General features: G+C 67.2%; 17 protein-coding genes. 12 read left to right on the top strand and 5 right to left on the bottom strand.

Annotation, left to right across the window (positions count from 1 at the left end; all coding sequences use genetic code 11):
• Positions 1–41: 41 nt before the first annotated feature.
• On the bottom strand, positions 42–425 hold the full coding sequence (locus DGN21_RS01170; protein WP_024939040.1) for a YkgJ family cysteine cluster protein: 384 nt from the start codon (positions 423–425) through the stop codon (positions 42–44).
• A 305-nt stretch (positions 426–730) separates the two neighbouring features.
• Here DGN21_RS01170 and oleC point away from each other — a divergent pair, with 305 nt between their 5' ends.
• The 3 genes from oleC (at position 731) to DGN21_RS01185 (ending at position 3713) form a co-directional block, all read left to right on the top strand.
• Positions 731–2389 carry an olefin beta-lactone synthetase gene (gene oleC, locus DGN21_RS01175; RefSeq protein WP_160954793.1) on the top strand — a complete coding sequence of 553 codons (1659 nt, stop codon included), beginning with the start codon at positions 731–733 and terminating at the stop codon, positions 2387–2389.
• 90 nt (positions 2390–2479) lie between these two features.
• Entirely contained in the window at positions 2480–3490 is a 1011-nt protein-coding gene (gene oleD / locus DGN21_RS01180) for a 2-alkyl-3-oxoalkanoate reductase (RefSeq protein WP_026064697.1), read from the top strand.
• Between the two features lie 64 nt (positions 3491–3554).
• On the top strand, positions 3555–3713 hold the full coding sequence (locus DGN21_RS01185) for a DUF1328 domain-containing protein (RefSeq protein ID WP_003468167.1): 159 nt from the start codon (positions 3555–3557) through the stop codon (positions 3711–3713).
• 117 nt (positions 3714–3830) lie between these two features.
• On the opposite strand, the gene DGN21_RS01190 is transcribed toward DGN21_RS01185, so the two are convergent.
• A complete protein-coding gene (locus DGN21_RS01190) occupies positions 3831–4313 on the bottom strand; it encodes a GNAT family N-acetyltransferase (RefSeq protein ID WP_126965464.1) in 483 nt (160 codons plus the stop codon).
• Positions 4310–5416, bottom strand: coding sequence for a D-alanine--D-alanine ligase (ddlA, locus tag DGN21_RS01195; protein ID WP_126965463.1), 1107 nt, complete (start codon positions 5414–5416; stop codon positions 4310–4312). The genes DGN21_RS01190 and ddlA overlap by 4 nt, the downstream gene beginning before the upstream one ends.
• Positions 5417–5609: 193 nt before the next feature.
• Here ddlA and DGN21_RS01200 point away from each other — a divergent pair, with 193 nt between their 5' ends.
• The 4 genes from DGN21_RS01200 (at position 5610) to DGN21_RS01215 (ending at position 9456) form a co-directional block, all read left to right on the top strand.
• The gene (locus tag DGN21_RS01200; RefSeq protein ID WP_046345336.1) at positions 5610–6254 is read left to right on the top strand and encodes an SCP2 sterol-binding domain-containing protein; all 645 of its coding nucleotides are present in this window, start codon (positions 5610–5612) and stop codon (positions 6252–6254) included.
• Positions 6251–7924: a ubiquinone biosynthesis regulatory protein kinase UbiB gene (ubiB, locus tag DGN21_RS01205; RefSeq protein ID WP_039814160.1), complete on the top strand. Its 1674-nt coding sequence runs from the start codon at positions 6251–6253 to the stop codon at positions 7922–7924. Before DGN21_RS01200 ends, ubiB begins: the two co-directional genes overlap by 4 nt.
• A 97-nt stretch (positions 7925–8021) precedes the next feature.
• Positions 8022–8609 (top strand): class I SAM-dependent methyltransferase, encoded by a 588-nt coding sequence (locus DGN21_RS01210; RefSeq protein WP_160954792.1) that lies wholly within the window; start codon positions 8022–8024, stop codon positions 8607–8609.
• 76 nt (positions 8610–8685) lie between these two features.
• Positions 8686–9456: a pseudouridine synthase gene (locus DGN21_RS01215; protein WP_054592056.1), complete on the top strand. Its 771-nt coding sequence runs from the start codon at positions 8686–8688 to the stop codon at positions 9454–9456.
• Between the two features lie 237 nt (positions 9457–9693).
• Here the strand turns inward: DGN21_RS01215 and DGN21_RS01220 are convergent, their stop codons facing one another.
• Positions 9694–10278, bottom strand: coding sequence for a DUF2059 domain-containing protein (locus tag DGN21_RS01220; RefSeq protein ID WP_039529037.1), 585 nt, complete (start codon positions 10276–10278; stop codon positions 9694–9696).
• A gap of 55 nt (positions 10279–10333) precedes the next feature.
• Here DGN21_RS01220 and arfB point away from each other — a divergent pair, with 55 nt between their 5' ends.
• The 4 genes from arfB (at position 10334) to dcp (ending at position 14790) form a co-directional block, all read left to right on the top strand.
• A complete protein-coding gene (arfB, locus tag DGN21_RS01225; protein ID WP_006449817.1) occupies positions 10334–10765 on the top strand; it encodes an alternative ribosome rescue aminoacyl-tRNA hydrolase ArfB in 432 nt (143 codons plus the stop codon).
• 2 nt (positions 10766–10767) lie between these two features.
• A complete protein-coding gene (locus tag DGN21_RS01230) occupies positions 10768–11397 on the top strand; it encodes a lysophosphatidylcholine acyltransferase (RefSeq protein WP_160954791.1) in 630 nt (209 codons plus the stop codon).
• A gap of 99 nt (positions 11398–11496) precedes the next feature.
• Complete coding sequence (locus DGN21_RS01235; RefSeq protein ID WP_160954790.1) at positions 11497–12513, top strand: isoaspartyl peptidase/L-asparaginase; 1017 nt, start codon at positions 11497–11499, stop codon at positions 12511–12513.
• A gap of 108 nt (positions 12514–12621) precedes the next feature.
• Positions 12622–14790 (top strand): peptidyl-dipeptidase Dcp, encoded by a 2169-nt coding sequence (gene dcp, locus DGN21_RS01240; RefSeq protein ID WP_160954789.1) that lies wholly within the window; start codon positions 12622–12624, stop codon positions 14788–14790.
• A gap of 119 nt (positions 14791–14909) precedes the next feature.
• Here the strand turns inward: dcp and DGN21_RS01245 are convergent, their stop codons facing one another.
• The gene (locus DGN21_RS01245; RefSeq protein ID WP_126965460.1) at positions 14910–15965 is read right to left on the bottom strand and encodes an MBL fold metallo-hydrolase; all 1056 of its coding nucleotides are present in this window, start codon (positions 15963–15965) and stop codon (positions 14910–14912) included.
• Between the two features lie 101 nt (positions 15966–16066).
• Here DGN21_RS01245 and DGN21_RS01250 point away from each other — a divergent pair, with 101 nt between their 5' ends.
• Positions 16067–16699, top strand: a complete 633-nt coding sequence (locus DGN21_RS01250) for a TetR/AcrR family transcriptional regulator (protein WP_039529027.1) — start codon at positions 16067–16069, stop codon at positions 16697–16699.
• Positions 16700–16769: the final 70 nt, after the last annotated feature.

Genomic DNA, 16769 nt, shown 5'->3' on the forward strand with positions numbered 1-16769 from the left:
CCGTTGCGTGGGGATGCCGCGCTCACTCGCAGCGATGGCCGTTACAACGGTGGCAGCGGATTGCGTTGCGCCTCGTCCACGCCCAGCCAGTCGGCCTCGGTCAGTGCGTGCAGGCCGTGCGCCAGCCGGGATTTGTCGCACTGCGCGCTGCGCTGGCCGAATTCCAGCGAGGCCGGCACGGCAGCACAGGAGGAGGGCCGACGATCATGGATGCTGCAACGGCTGTAGCGGCCGATGTCCGCGTCCAGTGCGATGCAGCGCGGCTGCGATTGCGAGGTGCCGCGCATGACGCGTTCGTGGGTGCGCAGCGCATCGGTCAGCTCGATCGGCACCCTGCCGCCCAATGCGGGATCGGCTTCGCTCCAGTGGAAACTGACGCGGAAATAGGCGCAGCAAGCGCCGCAGGTAAGGCAGGGATGTGCCATGGAATGCCGGGCCTTGCGCGGCGAAACAACGTGGTGAGCGCGGCATTCTGACCGAACCACGCTGCGATACAAGTGGCGCGGCCGTGCGCCGGTTAGCGGTTCATCTGCATCGCTCGACGCAGCGCGTGTGTGCAAGGCGCTGCGCCTTGCGCGGGCAGGCACCTCGCGCGCGCGCGGTGTTGTTATGGCCCGACGACGCGCAATCGCCGCGTCAGCCATCGCTGCGTTGGGAGCACGCACCAGCGCAGCTGACCTGAGCGCGGTCAAGCGGCCGGCACCGTCGGCGCATGGGTGATAATGCGGCAATGACTACGACGACTCTCTGCAATATCGCCGTCACCCTGCCGGAACTCGCGCGCGAGCGCCCCGCGCAGATCGCCATCCGTTGCCCGGGCCGCCGCGCCGCCAACGGGTTTGCCGCCTACGATGTGACCTTGAGCTATGCCGAGCTGGACGCGCGCAGCGATGCGATCGCTGCCGGTCTGGCCCTGCACGGCATCGGACGCGGTGCGCGCGCGGTGGTGATGGTGCGCCCGTCGCCGGAATTCTTCCTGCTGATGTTTGCCTTGTTCAAGGCCGGTGCGGTGCCGGTGCTGGTGGATCCGGGCATCGACAAGCGTGCGCTCAAGCAATGCCTGGACGAAGCGCAGCCGCAGGCGTTCATTGGCATTCCGCTTGCGCAGCTGGCGCGTCGTCTGCTGCGGTGGGCGCGCTCTGCAAAGCAGATCGTCAGCGTCGGTGGCCGTTACGGCTGGGGCGGGGTGACACTGGCGCGCGTGGAGCGCGATGGCGCCGGCGCCGGCAGTCAGCTGGCCAACACCGGGCCGGACGATGTGGCCGCCATCCTGTTCACCAGCGGCTCCACCGGCGTGCCAAAGGGCGTGGTGTACCGCCACCGGCATTTCGTCGGCCAGATCGAATTGCTGCGCAATGCCTTCGGCATGCAGCCCGGTGGCGTGGATCTGCCGACGTTTCCGCCGTTTGCCCTGTTCGATCCGGCATTGGGGCTGACCTCGGTGATTCCGGACATGGATCCGACCCGCCCGGCCACTGCCGATCCGCGCAAGCTGCACGATGCGATCGACCGCTTCGGAGTCACGCAGTTGTTCGGCTCGCCGGCATTGATGCGCGTATTGGCCGACTACGGCCAGCCCTTGCCAAACGTGCGCCTGGCCACCTCTGCCGGTGCGCCGGTGCCGCCGGACGTGGTGGCCAAGATCCGCGCGTTGCTGCCGGAAGATGCGCAATTCTGGACGCCGTATGGCGCCACCGAATGCCTGCCGGTGGCAGCGATTGAAGGGCGTACGCTGGACGCCACCCGCGCGGCCACCGAGGCCGGTGCCGGCACCTGCGTCGGCCAGGTCGTCGCGCCGAACGAGGTGCGCATCATCGCCATCGACGATGCGGCCATTCACGAGTGGAGCGGCACGCGCGTGCTGGCGGCGGGCGAGGTGGGCGAGATCACCGTCGCTGGCCCCACCACCACCGACACCTACTTCAACCGCGACGCGGCCACGCGGATTGCCAAGATCCGCGAGCGCAACGCGGATGGCAGCGAACGCATCGTGCATCGCATGGGCGATGTGGGCTACTTCGATGCCGAAGGGCGCTTGTGGTTCTGCGGGCGCAAGACCCACCGCGTGGAAACCGCCACCGGCCCGCTCTACACCGAGCAGGTGGAGCCGGTCTTCAACGTGCATCCGCAGGTGCGGCGCACCGCCTTGGTCGGTGTCGGCGCACCCGGACAGCAACAGCCGGTGCTGTGCGTGGAATTGCAGCCTGGCGTGCCGGCATCGGCATTTGCACAAGTGGAAACCGCATTGCGCGCGCTGGGCGCTGCGCACCCGCACACGGCTGGAGTCACGCGTTTCCTGCGCCATTCCGGATTTCCGGTGGACATTCGCCACAACGCCAAGATCGGCCGCGAAACGCTGGCGATCTGGGCGGCGCAGCAGCGTGGTTGACCTGTGGATGCGTATCGCGCACGCAGCTGGCCGCATCGCCAATTCCGGCCGCGCCCGTTATCGTGTGCGTCCTTGCGATGGAGGTGATGCGTGCGCATCCTGGTAACCGGTGGTGGTGGCTTTCTTGGCCAGGCGTTGTGCCGCGGCTTGATCGCGCGTGGGCATGAGGTGGTGAGTTTCCAGCGCGGCGATTACCCGGTGCTGCAGAGTTTGGGCGTGGGCCAGATCCGTGGCGACCTGGCCGATCCGCAGGCGGTGCGGCATGCCTTCGCCGGTATCGATGCGGTCTTCCACAATGCCGCCAAGGCCGGTGCGTGGGGCAGCTACGACAGCTATCACCAGGCCAATGTGGTGGGCACGCAGAACGTGCTCGACGCGTGTCGGGCCAATGGTGTGCCGCGCCTGATCTATACCTCCACGCCCAGCGTGACCCATCGCGCCACCAATCCGGTGGAAGGCCTGGGGGCCGACGAAGTGCCGTATGGCGAAGATCTGCGCGCGGCGTACGCGGCGACCAAGGCGATCGCCGAGCGCGCGGTGCTGGCGGCCAACGATGCGCAACTGGCGACGGTGGCCTTGCGTCCGCGCCTGATCTGGGGCCCGGGCGACAATCATCTGTTGCCGCGCCTGGCCGCGCGTGCGCGCGCTGGCCGCTTGCGCATGGTCGGCGATGGCAGCAACCTGGTGGACAGCACCTACATCGACAACGCCGCGCAGGCGCATTTCGATGCGTTCGCACATCTGGCTGCAGGTGCTGCGTGTGCGGGCAAGGCGTACTTCATCTCCAACGGCGAGCCCTTGCCGATGCGCGAGTTGCTCAATCGCCTGCTGGCTGCGGTGGATGCACCGGCGGTGACGCGTTCGTTGTCGTTCAAGACTGCGTACAGAATCGGTGCAATCTGCGAGACCATGTGGCCACTGTTGCGTCTGCCTGGCGAAGTGCCGTTGACGCGTTTTCTGGTGGAACAGCTGTGCACGCCGCACTGGTACAGCATGGAGCCGGCACGTCGCGACTTCGGCTATGTGCCGCAGGTCAGCATCGAAGAGGGGCTGCAACGGCTGCGATCCTCATCTTCCAACGACATCGCCATCACTCGATAAAGACCGCCGCATCTTCAGGATACGTCTGCGCCGATTCGGCACGACAACTTCTGGAATCCTTGCCATGCTGCATTACGCCATCATCTTCTTCGTCATCGCCATCATTGCCGCCGTGCTGGGCTTCAGCGGTATCGCCGGTGCGGCGACCAACATCGCCTGGATCCTGTTCGTGGTGTTCCTGATCCTAGCTGTGATCTCGATGTTCCGTCGCGGCAAGGTATAACGCCTAGCTGCGATACGTCACGGCAGCGGCGCTGCCGGTCGACGCTCGCATGGCCCGCTTCCGCAAGGAGGCGGGCCATGTGCGTTGTGGACGCTCCATCGTTGAATCGCTTCTGTTTCAAAGCAGTTTTTCGAGATATTGCACATGCTTGCCGTTGCCCAGCAGCGCGTCACCGACCGGCTGGAAACCCAGCTGCAGATGCAGCGCCAGCGATGCCGGATTGGGTGGGAGCAGGTTGACCTCGCAGACCAGCCGCGGTTGCCCCGCTGCACGCGCGGCGTGGATGAGCTCGTCATACAGCTGCCTGGCAAGCCCGCGCCGCTGCGCATGCGCGGCGATCACGATACGGTCGATGTAGACAAAGCGCGCGAAGCGTTGCGCCATCCATGCAAAGTTCGGGTTGGCGTAAGCCGCGCCTTGATCCAGCGCGATCAGCAGGCCATCCGCCGGCGCGACGAGGCGTGCGTGCCACGCCAGTTGCAGCAATGCAGCCAGCCCGTCGGCATCCAGCAACGACAGCTCGGTGGCATGCGCATTGTTGAGCGCAAGCAGTGCGCGGTGGTCGTGCGGTTGCACGGCGCGCACACGGGCCTGGCTCATGCGCCTGGCTCGACCGCGCTGCGCAGCAGCTGATCGTCAGCATGCCGTTGCAGTGCCAGCTCGATCAGCTGCGTGATCAAACTGCAGTAGTCCAGCCCGCTTGCCTGCCAGAGCTTGGGATACATGCTGATCCGGGTGAAGCCCGGCAATGTGTTGACCTCATTGATCACGATGCGACTATCGGCGCACAGGAACACGTCCACACGCGCCATGCCGGCGCAGTCCAGCGCCTGGTAGGCCTGCACCGCAATCTGCTGGATGCGCTGCTGCGTCTGCGCATCGATGTCGGCCGGGATCACGATGTCGGCGCCGTGTTCGCTGATGTACTTGGTCTCGTAGGAGTAAAACGCGTCGTGCACCACCACTTCGCCGCACACGCTGGCCTGCGGGGTGGCATTGCCCAGCACGGCGCATTCGATCTCGCGCCCAGCGATTGCCGCTTCCACCAGCACCTTGTGGTCGTATGCCAGCGCCAATGCGAGCGCGTCGGCAAACGCATCGGCGCTGCGCACCTGACTGACACCGACCGACGAACCCTGGTTGGCTGGTTTGACGAACAACGGCAAACCCAACTGCGCGATCAACGCATCCACGTCGGCATGTGCGGCGGTGTGGCGGTTGAAGCAGGCGAACGGCGCCACCTCGAGCCCGGCATCGCGCAGCACGCGCTTGGCCAGGTCCTTGTCCATCGCCAGCGCCGAGCCGAGCACGCCGGAGCCGACGAAGGGCAGATTGGCCATGCGCAGCAGCCCTTGCAGCGAGCCGTCTTCGCCGAGCGTGCCATGCACGATCGGAAACACCACATCGATCTGCGCCAGCGCCTGCTCCGGCTGGGTCGGGCGCAGCTGTTGTTGCTGCGCGCCCGGTAGCAGGGCCACGCCGCGACCGCTGCGATGCAGGGCGATGCGGGCCGGGTCGTCGGCATTGAGCAGGAAGCTGTCGGGGTCGTTGACGTGCCACTGGCCCTGCTTGTCGATGCCGATCAGCACCGGCTCGAAGCGCTGCGGATCGAGCGCATCGAGAATGTTGCGCGCCGATTGCAGCGAGACCTCGTGCTCGGCCGATTTGCCGCCGAAGATGAGACCGACCCGGATCTTGCGCATTGCCTGCTCCTGCCACCTGCGTGATGAGGTCGCCAGCATGCCCGCGGCAGGGGCGCCGAAGGAAGTCCTGCATGATCGACGCACGCGGCCTGGCCGCAAGGCGCCCTGCCATGATCGCCACCCCGGCCTCCGGCTTGCACTTGCCACACCACCGTCAAGCAGTGGCGACATGCGGGGACGGTAGAATGCGCCCATGCCCGGATCCCTGTTCAACTCACTCAAGCCGCTCGCCGGCCAGGCCCTGCAAGCCGCGCTCAACCGCGCGCTGGCACTGGACCCCGATACCCGTGATGCCCTGCTGCCACTGGAAGGCCAACGCATCGCACTGACCCTGGAGGCGCCTGCGCTGGCCCTGCAGATCCGCGTGCACGAGCGCCGCTTGCTGGTCGGCCCGGTGGACCAGGCGCAGGAGCCGGACCTGGCCGTGCGCAGCAGCCTGGCCGGCTTGCTCGGCCAGCTGCCGTTCCTGGCCAACGCGCGCCGCAGCGGCGCACCGGCCGGGCGGCTCAAGGTCTCCGGCGATGCCGAGCTGGCGCGCCAGCTGCAGCAACTGGCCGGCCGCTTCGATCCGGATTGGCAACTGCCGTTCGTGGCGGTGTTCGGCGAGATCCTCGGCGTGCAGATCGCCAATGCGGTGCGTGCAGCGCTGCAGCAGGCACGCCGCAGCGCGGTGGATCTGGCGCATAGCGCGGCAGAATTCGTGACCGAGGAATCGCGCGACGTGGTGCCGCGTGCCGAACTGGACGCCTTTCACGACGATGTCGACGAACTGCGCGACGACGTCGAACGGCTGGCCGCACGCGTGGCGCGCCTGCGCGCGGCCGGAGGTGCGGCATGAAGGCGCTGCTGCGGGCCAGCCGCATCGGCCGGGTGATCCTGCGCTATCGCCTGGACGACCTGCTGCAGGACACGCCGGCCGAGCGCTGGCTGCGCCTGGCCAAGCCGTTCGTGCCGCGCGCCAGTGCCGAAATCGCCGCGCAATCGCGCGGTGCGCGGCTGCGGCTGGCGTTGCAGGAACTGGGGCCGATCTTCGTCAAGTTCGGGCAGATCCTGTCGACCCGGCGCGACCTGATTCCGGCCGACGTGGCCGATGAACTGACCCTGCTGCAGGACCGCGTCAAGCCCTTCGACGGCGAAGCGGCGCGGCTCATCGTCGAGCGCGCGCTGGGCCTGCCGGTGAGCGTGGCGTTTGCCGCGTTCGACACCGTGCCGCTGGCCTCGGCTTCGATCGCGCAGGTGCACGCGGCCACCTTGCCGCCGGATGCCAACGGCGTGCGCCGCGAGGTGGTGGTCAAGGTGCTGCGCCCGGACATCGAGCGCCAGATCGATGCCGATATCGCGTTGCTGCAGTCGCTGGCCACGCTGGTCGAACGCACCCACCCGCGCGCTGACAAGATCCGGCCGCGCGAAGTGGTGGCCGAGATCGAAGGCACCCTGTCGGCCGAACTCGACCTGCAGCGCGAAGGCGCCAACGCCAGCGTGCTGCGCCGGTTCTGGGAAGGCTCGGACGATCTGTACGTGCCCGAGGTGATCTGGTCGCACACCGCCGAGCGTGCGCTCACGCTGGAGCGCGTGTACGGCATTCCGTCCGACGACATCGCCAAGCTCGATGCGGCCGGTATCGACCGCAAGGCGCTGGCGGCCAAGGGCGTGCGGGTGTTCTACACGCAGGTGTTCCGCGACAATTTCTTCCATGCCGATGCGCATGCCGGCAACATCTGGGTCGACAGCGACCCGGAGCGCCGGCTCAATCCGCGTTTCATCGCGCTGGATTTCGGCATCATGGGCCAGCTCTCGCAGGAAGATCAGTACTATCTGGCCGAGAACTTCATGGCGATCTTCCACAAGGATTACCGCCGCATGGCCGAGCTGCACGTGGAGGCGGGCTGGATGCCCGACAACGTGCGCATCGACGAACTGGAGGCGGCCGCGCGCTCGGTGTGCGAGCCGTACTTCACCCGCCCGTTGTCGGAGATTTCGCTGGCCGAAGTGCTGATCAAGCTGTTCCGCGTCGCGCAGCGCTACGAACTGACGCTGCAGCCGCAGCTGATCCTGTTGCAGAAGACCTTGCTCAACATCGAAGGCGTCGGCCGCCAGCTCGACCCCAGGCTGGACATCTGGGCGGTGGCGCGGCCGGTGCTCGAACGCATCCTGCGCGAGCGTTACAGCCCGCGCCGCGTGCTCGGCGAGTTGCGCAAGCGCCTGCCGGAAATCATGACCCATGCGCCGGACATGCCGCGCCTGGTGCACAGCTGGTTGAAGCAGCAGGTGGAAGGCCGCCACCAGCTCGACATCCGCTCGGCCGAGCTGCGCGCGCTGGACCTGAGCCTGCGCAAGCTGCAGACGCGCGTGGTCACTGCCATCACCGGCAGCGGCCTGCTGGTGGTGGCTGCCGTGCTGTATGGCCTGCACCCGAATGGCTGGTACCTGGGCACGGTGCCGGTATGGAGCTGGGTCAGCGGCGGCGCCGGCTCGGTGGCCCTGCTGGTCGCCTGGCTGCGGCGCTGAAGCACTCAAGCACTGCGCAGGTGGCCTGCCGCATCCGGCTGGATAGCGGCAGCGCCTGCAGCGGCACGATGACGAAGCCGTCCCCGGCGAGGTAGCGATGATCGATCTGCAGGCGTTGAAGGACGAACTGGCGCGGTTCGGTAGCGACAACGATGCGCACCAGCCGGAGCGTGGCCGGCGCATGCTCAATATCACGCCCGACACCGGGCAATTGCTGGCCGTGCTGGTACGCGCCACCGCTGCGCGGCGCGTGCTGGAAATCGGCACCTCCAACGGTTATTCGACGCTGTGGCTGGCCGAAGCGGCCGCCGCAATCGGTGGGCACGTCACCACGGTGGAGCTTGCGGCCGACAAGGTGGACCTGGCGCAGGCCACGCTTGCACGCAGCGGCCTGGCCGCGTCGGTGGAGGTGGTGCACGGCGACGGCGGCGCGTGGCTGACCCAGGCCGCCAGCGCGAGCATCGATCTGGTCTTCCTGGATTCGGCGCGTGGCGAGTACGTGCGCTGGTGGCCGGCACTGCGCCGCGTGCTGCGCGGCGGCGGCCTGCTGGTGGTCGACAATGCGCTGTCGCATGCCGACGAACTGGCGCCGTTCACCGCGCTGCTGGCTGACGATCCGGCAGTCACCTGCAGCGTGGTGCCGGTGGGCAAGGGCGAATTGCTGGCGGTGTGCGGCGCGGCCTGAGCGTGCGCGGCCGAGCTGCCACGCCCTCAGGCCTCAAGGCGCGTGGTCGGCATGCGCCATATGGCGCGGCGACGCAGTGGCATGCGGTGTCGACGATGCGGATAATCCGCCGGTGAGCACATCCCCCAAGCACTTGCAGATTCTCTTCCAGGACGAGCTCCTGGCCGTCGTCGACAAACCCGCCGGGCTGATGGTCCACGACAGCAAGCTGGCGCGCGGGGAGGACGACTTCCTGGCCGACCGCCTGCGCGAACAGCTGGGCCGGCCGATCTTTCTGGTGCACCGGCTCGACCGCGCGACCAGCGGCTGCCTGCTGCTGGCGTTCGACCGCGAGGCCGCCAGCGCGCTGGGCAAGGCCTTGATGGCCGGCGAGTTGGAGAAGGACTATCTGACCGTCTGCCGCGGCTGGCCGGCCGAGGAGCGCTTCATCGTCGACCACGATCTGGACGGCGGCCCCGGCAAGCCGGTCAAGAAGCCGGCGGTGACGCACTTCCAGCGCCTGGCGACCGGCGAGCTGGAGATCCCGTCCACCGGTTTTGCCACCTCGCGCTATGCGCTGCTGCGCTGCCAGCCGCAGACCGGGCGGTTCCGGCAGATCCGCCGGCACATGAAACACCTGTCGCACCACATGATCGGCGACACCAGCCACGGCGATGGCCGGCACAACCGCAGCTTCCGCATGCTCGGCATCCACCGCATGCTGCTGCACGCCGAGCGGCTGGGGTTTCCGCATCCGGCCGACGGGCGGCGCATCAGCGTCACCGCGCCGCTGGATGTGGAATTTTCCAAGGCCTGCGCATTGCTCGGGTGGGAGATGGCCGCGCTGGGAGCGGTGCAGACGGCTTGATGCGGTGCGCGCGGCTAACGGTCAACACGCCCACACGATCTGCTGGAAATCCACACAACCGTACCCTCACCCCATCCCCTCTCCCGCAGGAGAGGGGCCAAGCGCCTCCTCACCGAGTGGGACAAGCGGGTTGGCGCAATCGTCGTCAGCGCCACCACCGCCACCGTCGCAAGCAGCAACCGCCACAGCAGGCACGCTGTTCCGATTCCCCAATCCCGATTCCCCCATCCCCGCCCTTCAGGGCTTCTGCGGTGCCGCCGCCGGCGTATTGACGATCTTCTCCAGATCCTTCTGCAGGTCGGCAAACAGCGGCAGCATCTTCTGCTGGATCGCGCCCATCAGGTTCTGGGTCAGTGCCGGGGTCTTGTCCAGCAGGCTCTGGCCGGCCGAGCTCTCGTAGAACTCGGCCATGGCCAGCACATCCTCGCGCGAGAACGAGCGCTTGTAGATGTCCACATACATTGGCCGCAGCTCCGACCACGACAGTGCCTTGCGCACGGTCTGGCGGGTGCGCTCCTGGATACGCTGCAGCTGGGCCTGCTGGTCGGCGTCGAGCTGGCGCTGGGCGGTGAGCTGGGCGAATTGCTGCTGCTGCATCGCTTCGATCTGCGGCAGCATCGTGTCCAGCATGGTCTGCGCGCGCGAGGCGGCCAGCAGGCGGTTGATGTCGGCATCGCTGGGCGCCTGCGCAAACGCGGCGGGCGTGGCCAGCGCCAGCGCGGCCAGCACGATCAGGCGGCGCGCCAAGGCGCGGGCGGCGGCAACGGAACGGGGCGGTGTCATCGGAGCATCCTGCACAGTCGGGGGAACCGGCCGCAGCATACGGGAAGCCGGCGTTCGCGCGCGCGTCCATGCCGGTGCCGATACAATCGGCCCGATGGCCAGCGACCCGATCCAGATCACCCCCAGCCTGACGATCCCGCCCAGCGAGATCGTCGAGCGCTTCGTGCGCGCCAGCGGCGCGGGCGGGCAGAACGTCAACAAGGTCTCCACCGCGGTGGAACTGCGTTTCGACGTGGCCGGGTCGCCGTCGCTGCCCGAACCCCTGCGCGCGCGGCTGCTGTCGCGGCGCGACCGGCGCATGACCGCCGATGGGGTGCTGGTGATCGACGCGCAGCGCTTCCGCACCCAAGACCGCAACCGCGAGGATGCGCGCGAGCGGCTGGTCGAGATCATCAGTGCCTGCCTGTCGGTGCCCAAGCGCCGGGTCGCCACCAAACCGAGTCATGGTGCCAAGCTGCGGCGGCTGGATGCCAAGCGTGAGCGCAGCCATATCAAGCGTGGACGCTCTGCGTCCCACTGGGAGTAAGCGTGAGTCACACCGACCCGTCGTTGCCACCGGTAACACAGGCCAACATCCTGCTGCAGCCCTCTCCACCCACAATGCCACGCGCCCATGGCCGCTTCGGCCGCTGGCTGGGGCGCACGGCACTGCGTCTGACCGGCTGGCGCCTGCTCGGGCGGCTGCCCGACGAACCCAAGCTGGTGATGATCGTCGCCCCGCATTCGTCCAACTGGGACGGCTTCCTGGGCTTTGCGGCCAAGTTCGCGCTGGGCTTCGACGTGCGCGTGCTGGGCAAGGCGCAGCTGTTCTGGTGGCCGCTGGGCCCGCTGCTGCGCAAGCTTGGCGCCATCCCGCTGGACCGCAGCTCGCCGCAGGGCACCATCGGCCAGGCGGTGCGGCTGATCCGCAATTCCGAACAGATGTGGTACGTGATCACCCCCGAGGGCACCCGCAAGCGGGTGGAGCACTGGAAGGCCGGCTTCTGGAAGATTGCCTCCGATTCCAAGGTGCCGATCCTGCCGGTGTATTTCGACTACCCCAGCAAGACCGTGGGCATCGGCGAGCCATTCTGGACCGGCACCGACATGGCCGCCGATATCGCCGCCATCCGCACCTGGTACCGGCCGTGGCGCGGCAAGCATCGCGATACGCTGTGACGATGCGGCCGCGCGCTTGAAAGGTTTTTGTCGCTGCCGGTCGCCTGCATTCATGACCGCCGCCGCCGGGCACCTCGCTGCCTCCACCGAGGAAACACCATGATGGGCTTGTCCGCACGCGCACTGTGTTTGTCGCTTTCCCTCCTGCTTGCTGCCGGCCCGGTGCTGGCGGCCACGCCGATGCTGGTGATCCACGGCGGCGCCGGAGTGGAGAAATCCAGCCTTTCCAGCGAGGAACAGGCGCAGGCGCGCGAGGCGATGCAACGCGCGCTGCGTGCCGGGCACGCGGTGCTGCAAGGTGGCGGCAGTGCGGTGGATGCGGTGGCCGCCACCATCTCCGTGCTGGAGGATGCGCCGCAGTTCAACGCCGGGCGCGGTGCGGTGTTCACCCATGACGGCAAGAACGAACTGGATGCCGCAATCATGGACGGCGCCACCGGCAAGGCCGGCGCGATTGCCGGCGTGCACACGGTCAGGAACCCGATCCAGCTGGCGCGCAGCGTCATGGACCATTCCAAGCACGTGATGCTGGTCGGTGACGGCGCCGAACAATTCGCGCGCGAGCAGGGCGTCACGTTGGTCGACCCGGGTTATTTCCGTACCGACAAGCGCTGGCAGCAGCTGCAGAAAGCGCGCAAGGCCGAAGCCGGCGACCGTCAGGCGCAGGCCGAACTGGACCTGGAAACCGCCAAGCATTTCGGCACGGTGGGCGCGCTGGCGCTGGATCGCGCGGGACACCTGGCCGCCGGCACCTCCACCGGCGGCATGACCAACAAGCGCTATGGCCGCGTCGGCGATGCGCCGATCATCGGCGCCGGCACCTATGCCAACAGCCAGTGCGCGGTGTCCGGCACCGGCTGGGGCGAGTTCTACATCCGCGCGGTAGCCGCCTACGACATCTGCGCACGCATGAAATACGCCGGGCAGTCGTTGCAACAGGCCGCCGACACGGTGATCGACCAGGAGATTCCCAAGGCCGGCGGCGACGGCGGTGCCATCGCGCTGGATGCGCAGGGCAACGCCGCATTCCCGTTCAATACCGAAGGCATGTACCGCGGCTGGATCGGCGCCGACGGCAGCCCGCACGTGGCGATCTTCAAGGATGAGACGCTGTAGCGCGCGCATCCCCAATCGCACCCATCTTCCCAATCCAACGGCACATGCCGACGCTGCGCAAACCCGCTAGCGTGACCGGCTGCGCTACCCACTCAGGAATCACACGCCATGTCGCGTACCGTCGTTCTGGCCGCTGCCATCACCCTGGCACTGGCTGCTTGTTCTGGAAAAGATTCGTCCGGTAAGGAGTCCACCACCGTGCCCGAAAAGACCGCCACCACCCCGGCCGCGGATGCTGCGCCGAACCCGCTGCTGACCGCCAGCACGCTGCCGTTCCAGGCGCCGCCGTTCGACAAGATCAAGGACGCCGATTACCTGCCGGCCTTCGAGGAAGGCATGCGCCTGCACCTGGCCGACATCCGCAAGATCGCCGACAACCCCGAGCCGCCCAGCTTCGACAACACCATCGAGGCGATGGAGCGAAGCGGCGAGACGCTCACGCGCGTGTCGCGCATCTTCTTCGGGCTGGTGCAGGCCGATACCAGCGATGCACGCCAGAAGATCCAGGAAGAGATCGCGCCCAAGCTGGCTGCGCACCAGGACGAGATCAATCTCGACCCGAAGCTGTTCGCACGGGTCAAGACGATCTACGACCAGCGCGACACGCTGAACCTGGAGCCGGAGCAGAAACGTCTGGTCGAGCGCGACTACGAAGAGCTGGTGCGCGCCGGTGCGCAGCTGTCGGAGGCCGACAAGGCCAGCCTGCGCAAGCTCAACATCGAAGAAACCACGCTCTCCACCCAGTTCCATACCCGTCTGGTGGCCGCCTCGGCCGCCGGTGCGGTGGTGGTGGACGACAAGGCCAGGCTCGACGGCCTGAGCGAGGGCGACATCGCCGCCGCCGCCGATGCGGCCAAGGCGCGCAAGCTCGATGGCAAGTATCTGCTGACCCTGCAGAACACCACCCAGCAGCCGGTGCTGGCCTCGCTGAAGGACCGCCAGCTGCGCGCCGATGTGCTCAAGGCCTCGGAAACGCGCGCGGAAAAGGGCGATGCCAACGACACCCGCCAGACCATCCAGCGCCTGGCGCAGCTGCGCGCACAAAAGGCCAAGCTGCTCGGCTTTGACAACTACGCCGCCTACAGCCTGGGCGACCAGATGGCCAAGACCCCGGACGCCGCGCTCAAGCTGCTGACCGATACCGTGCCTGCGGCCACCGCCAAGGCGCGCCGCGAAGTGGCCGAGATGCAGAAGGTGATCGACGCGCAGAAGGGAGACTTCAAACTCGCCGCCTCCGATTGGGACTTCTACGCCGAGCAGGTGCGCAAGGCCAAGTACGACCTGGACGAGGCGCAGATCAAGCCGTATTTCGAGCTGGACAACGTGCTGCAGAACGGCGTCTTCTACGCGGCCACGCAGTTGTACGGCATCACCTTCAAGCAGCGCACCGACATCCCGACCTATCACGCGGACATGAAGGTGTATGAAGTGTTCGACGCGGACGGCACCTCGATGGCGCTGTTCTACACCGACTACTTCAAGCGCGACAGCAAGTCCGGCGGCGCCTGGATGGACGTGTTCGTCGAACAGGACGGTCTCACCGGTGCCAAGCCGGTGGTCTACAACGTCTGCAACTTCACCAAGCCGGCCGCCGGCCAGCCGGCGCTGCTGAGCTTCGACGACGTCACCACGCTGTTCCATGAGTTCGGCCACGCGCTGCACGGCATGTTCTCCAAGGTGAAGTACCCCTCGATCGCCGGCACCAGCACCTCGCGCGACTTTGTCGAGTTCCCCTCGCAGTTCAACGAGCACTGGGCGTCCGATCCCAAGGTCTTCGCCAATTACGCCAAGCACTACCAGACTGGCGCGGCGATGCCGGCCGAGCTGGTGGAGAAGATCAAGAAGGCCAAGACCTTCAACAGCGGCTACGCCACCACCGAGTACCTGTCGGCCGCGTTGCTCGATCTGGCCTGGCACACCCAGCCGGCCGATGCGCCGCTGCAGGACGTGAGCAAGTTCGAAGCCGACGCCCTGAAGCGCTTCAAGGTGGACCTGGCCGAAGTGCCGCCGCGTTATCGCAGCAGCTATTTCGACCACATCTGGGGCGGCGGTTATTCGGCCGGGTACTACGCGTATTTCTGGTCGGAAGTGCTCGACGACGATGCGTTCGAATGGTTCAAGGAAAATGGTGGCCTGACCCGCAAGAATGGCGACACCTTCCGCGCCAAGATCCTTTCGCGCGGCAATACCGTCGACCTGGCCACGTTGTATCGCGATTTCCGCGGCAAGGATCCCAGCGTCAAGGCGCTGCTGGAAAATCGCGGTCTGACGGAGTGAGCGACTGGATGACGCGCCTGCGTCGTTGGCGCATGCGTGTGCAGTAGCTGCAACAGCAATCGAAACGGGATGGCCACGCGCCATCCCGTTTTTGTTTGTGGATGCGTGCACCGCACTGGCTAGCGCGGCGCCACCAGGCCATCCGATGCCTGAGTTGCAGCATCCTGTCGCCACCAACGCAGGCGATTGCCGGGCGCATTCAGATCCACCCGCTCGCCCATGCGCGGCGTCGCCAGTGCAACGCCGGCGCTGTCGGCCAAGGCCACGATCCGGTCCAGCGGTTCCTGCCACGCGTGCATGGCCAGGTCGAAGGTGCCGTTGTGGATCGGCAGCAGGGTCTGCCCGCCGACGTCCAGGTAGGCCTGCAGGCTCTGCTCCGGCTGCATGTGCACATGCGGCCACTGCTGGTCGTAGGCGCCGTTTTCGATCAGCGCCACGTCGAACGGACCGAGCTGTTGGCCGATGGTCTTGAAGTGCGGCCCATAGCCGCCGTCGCCGCTGAAGAACACGCGCAGCTCGCGCTCCTGGATCGCCCAGGAGCACCACAGCGAACGCCCACTGTCGAACAGGCCGCGCCCGGAAAAATGCTGCGACGGGGTGGCGGTGAGTTGCAGGCCATCGATGTTGATCGTGTCCCACCAGTCCAGCTGGCGCACCTTGGCCGGGTCCACGCCCCAGCGCACCAGCAGATCGCCCACGCCCAGCGGCGCGACGAACACGCCGACGCGGTCGGCCAGGGCACGGATGCTGGCGCGGTCGAGGTGGTCGTAATGGTTGTGCGACAGGATCACCCCGGCCAGCGGCGGCAGCTCGTCCAGCGCGATCGGGGGCGCATGGAAGCGCTTGGGCCCGGCGAACGGCACCGGCGAGGCGCGCCTGGAGAACACCGGGTCGGTCAGCCACAGGCCACCGCCCAGCTTCATCAGCACGGTGGAATGGCCCAAGCGATACAGGCTGCGATCGGGCGCGGCAAGCAGCTGCGCGCGTGTCAGCGGCTGTACCGGCAGCGGCGCGGACGGCACCGTGGTGCTGGGTTTGTCGAAGAGGACGGTCCAGATCAGGCCGATCTGCTTGCGCAGGCTGAGCGCGGTGGTCGGCAGCGGCAACGCATTGCGGAACCGGCCGCGGCGAAACTGCGGCGAATCGGCATACGGGGAAGGGCGAGAGGAAGCCATGGGGAGTCCGACCGGGGCAGGGAACAACAGCAGGAGGAAATTACACCGAGCAGTGTAGTTTCATTCGGCTGAAAGTAAACTGTCGGGTGTAAAATGATCCGATGTCGAGCGCATCTTCCCCCCGGCCCGCGCCGCAGCGGCTGACCGACCGCAAGCGCCACGCCATCGTCGAGGCGGCCATTGTCGAGTTCCGCCAGCATGGCTTCGAGGCCACCAGCATGGACCGCGTGGCGGCCACTGCGGGCGTGTCCAAGCGCACCGTCTACAACCATTTCCCCAGCAAGGACGCGCTGTTCGGCGAGATCCTGCGCGGGCTGTGGCAACGCAGCGCCGACGCGGTGAATCTTGTCTACCGGCCCGACCAGCCGCTGCGCGCGCAGCTGATCCAGCTGCTGCAGCAGAAGCTGCACCTGCTCGACGACCCGGCGTTTATCGACCTGTCGCGCGTCGCCATTGCCGAAGGCATCCATTCGCCCGAGCGCGCGCGTGCGCTGATCGCGCAATTGGGCAGCAAGGAAGAAGGCACCACCACCTGGGTGCGCGCCGCACTGGCCGACGGCCGGCTGGCGGGCGTGGAGCCGGAGGTCGGCGCGCAGCAACTGCAGGCATTGATCAAGGGCTTCGCGTTCTGGCCGCAGATCGCCATGGGCCAGCCGCCGCTGTCGCCGCAGCAACGCGCCCAGGTGGCCGAATCGACGGTGGCGATGTTCCTGGGTTTGTACGGGCGCGAGTGATGGTCTGCGATGCGCGTGCCGGCGCGACGTGTCACGTCTACTGACGCCGCGCCGTGTTTCAGCGCTGCCT

This window comes from Xanthomonas sp. MLO165 (assembly GCF_018831305.1).
Classification (GTDB): Bacteria; Pseudomonadota; Gammaproteobacteria; order Xanthomonadales; family Xanthomonadaceae; genus Xanthomonas; species Xanthomonas arboricola.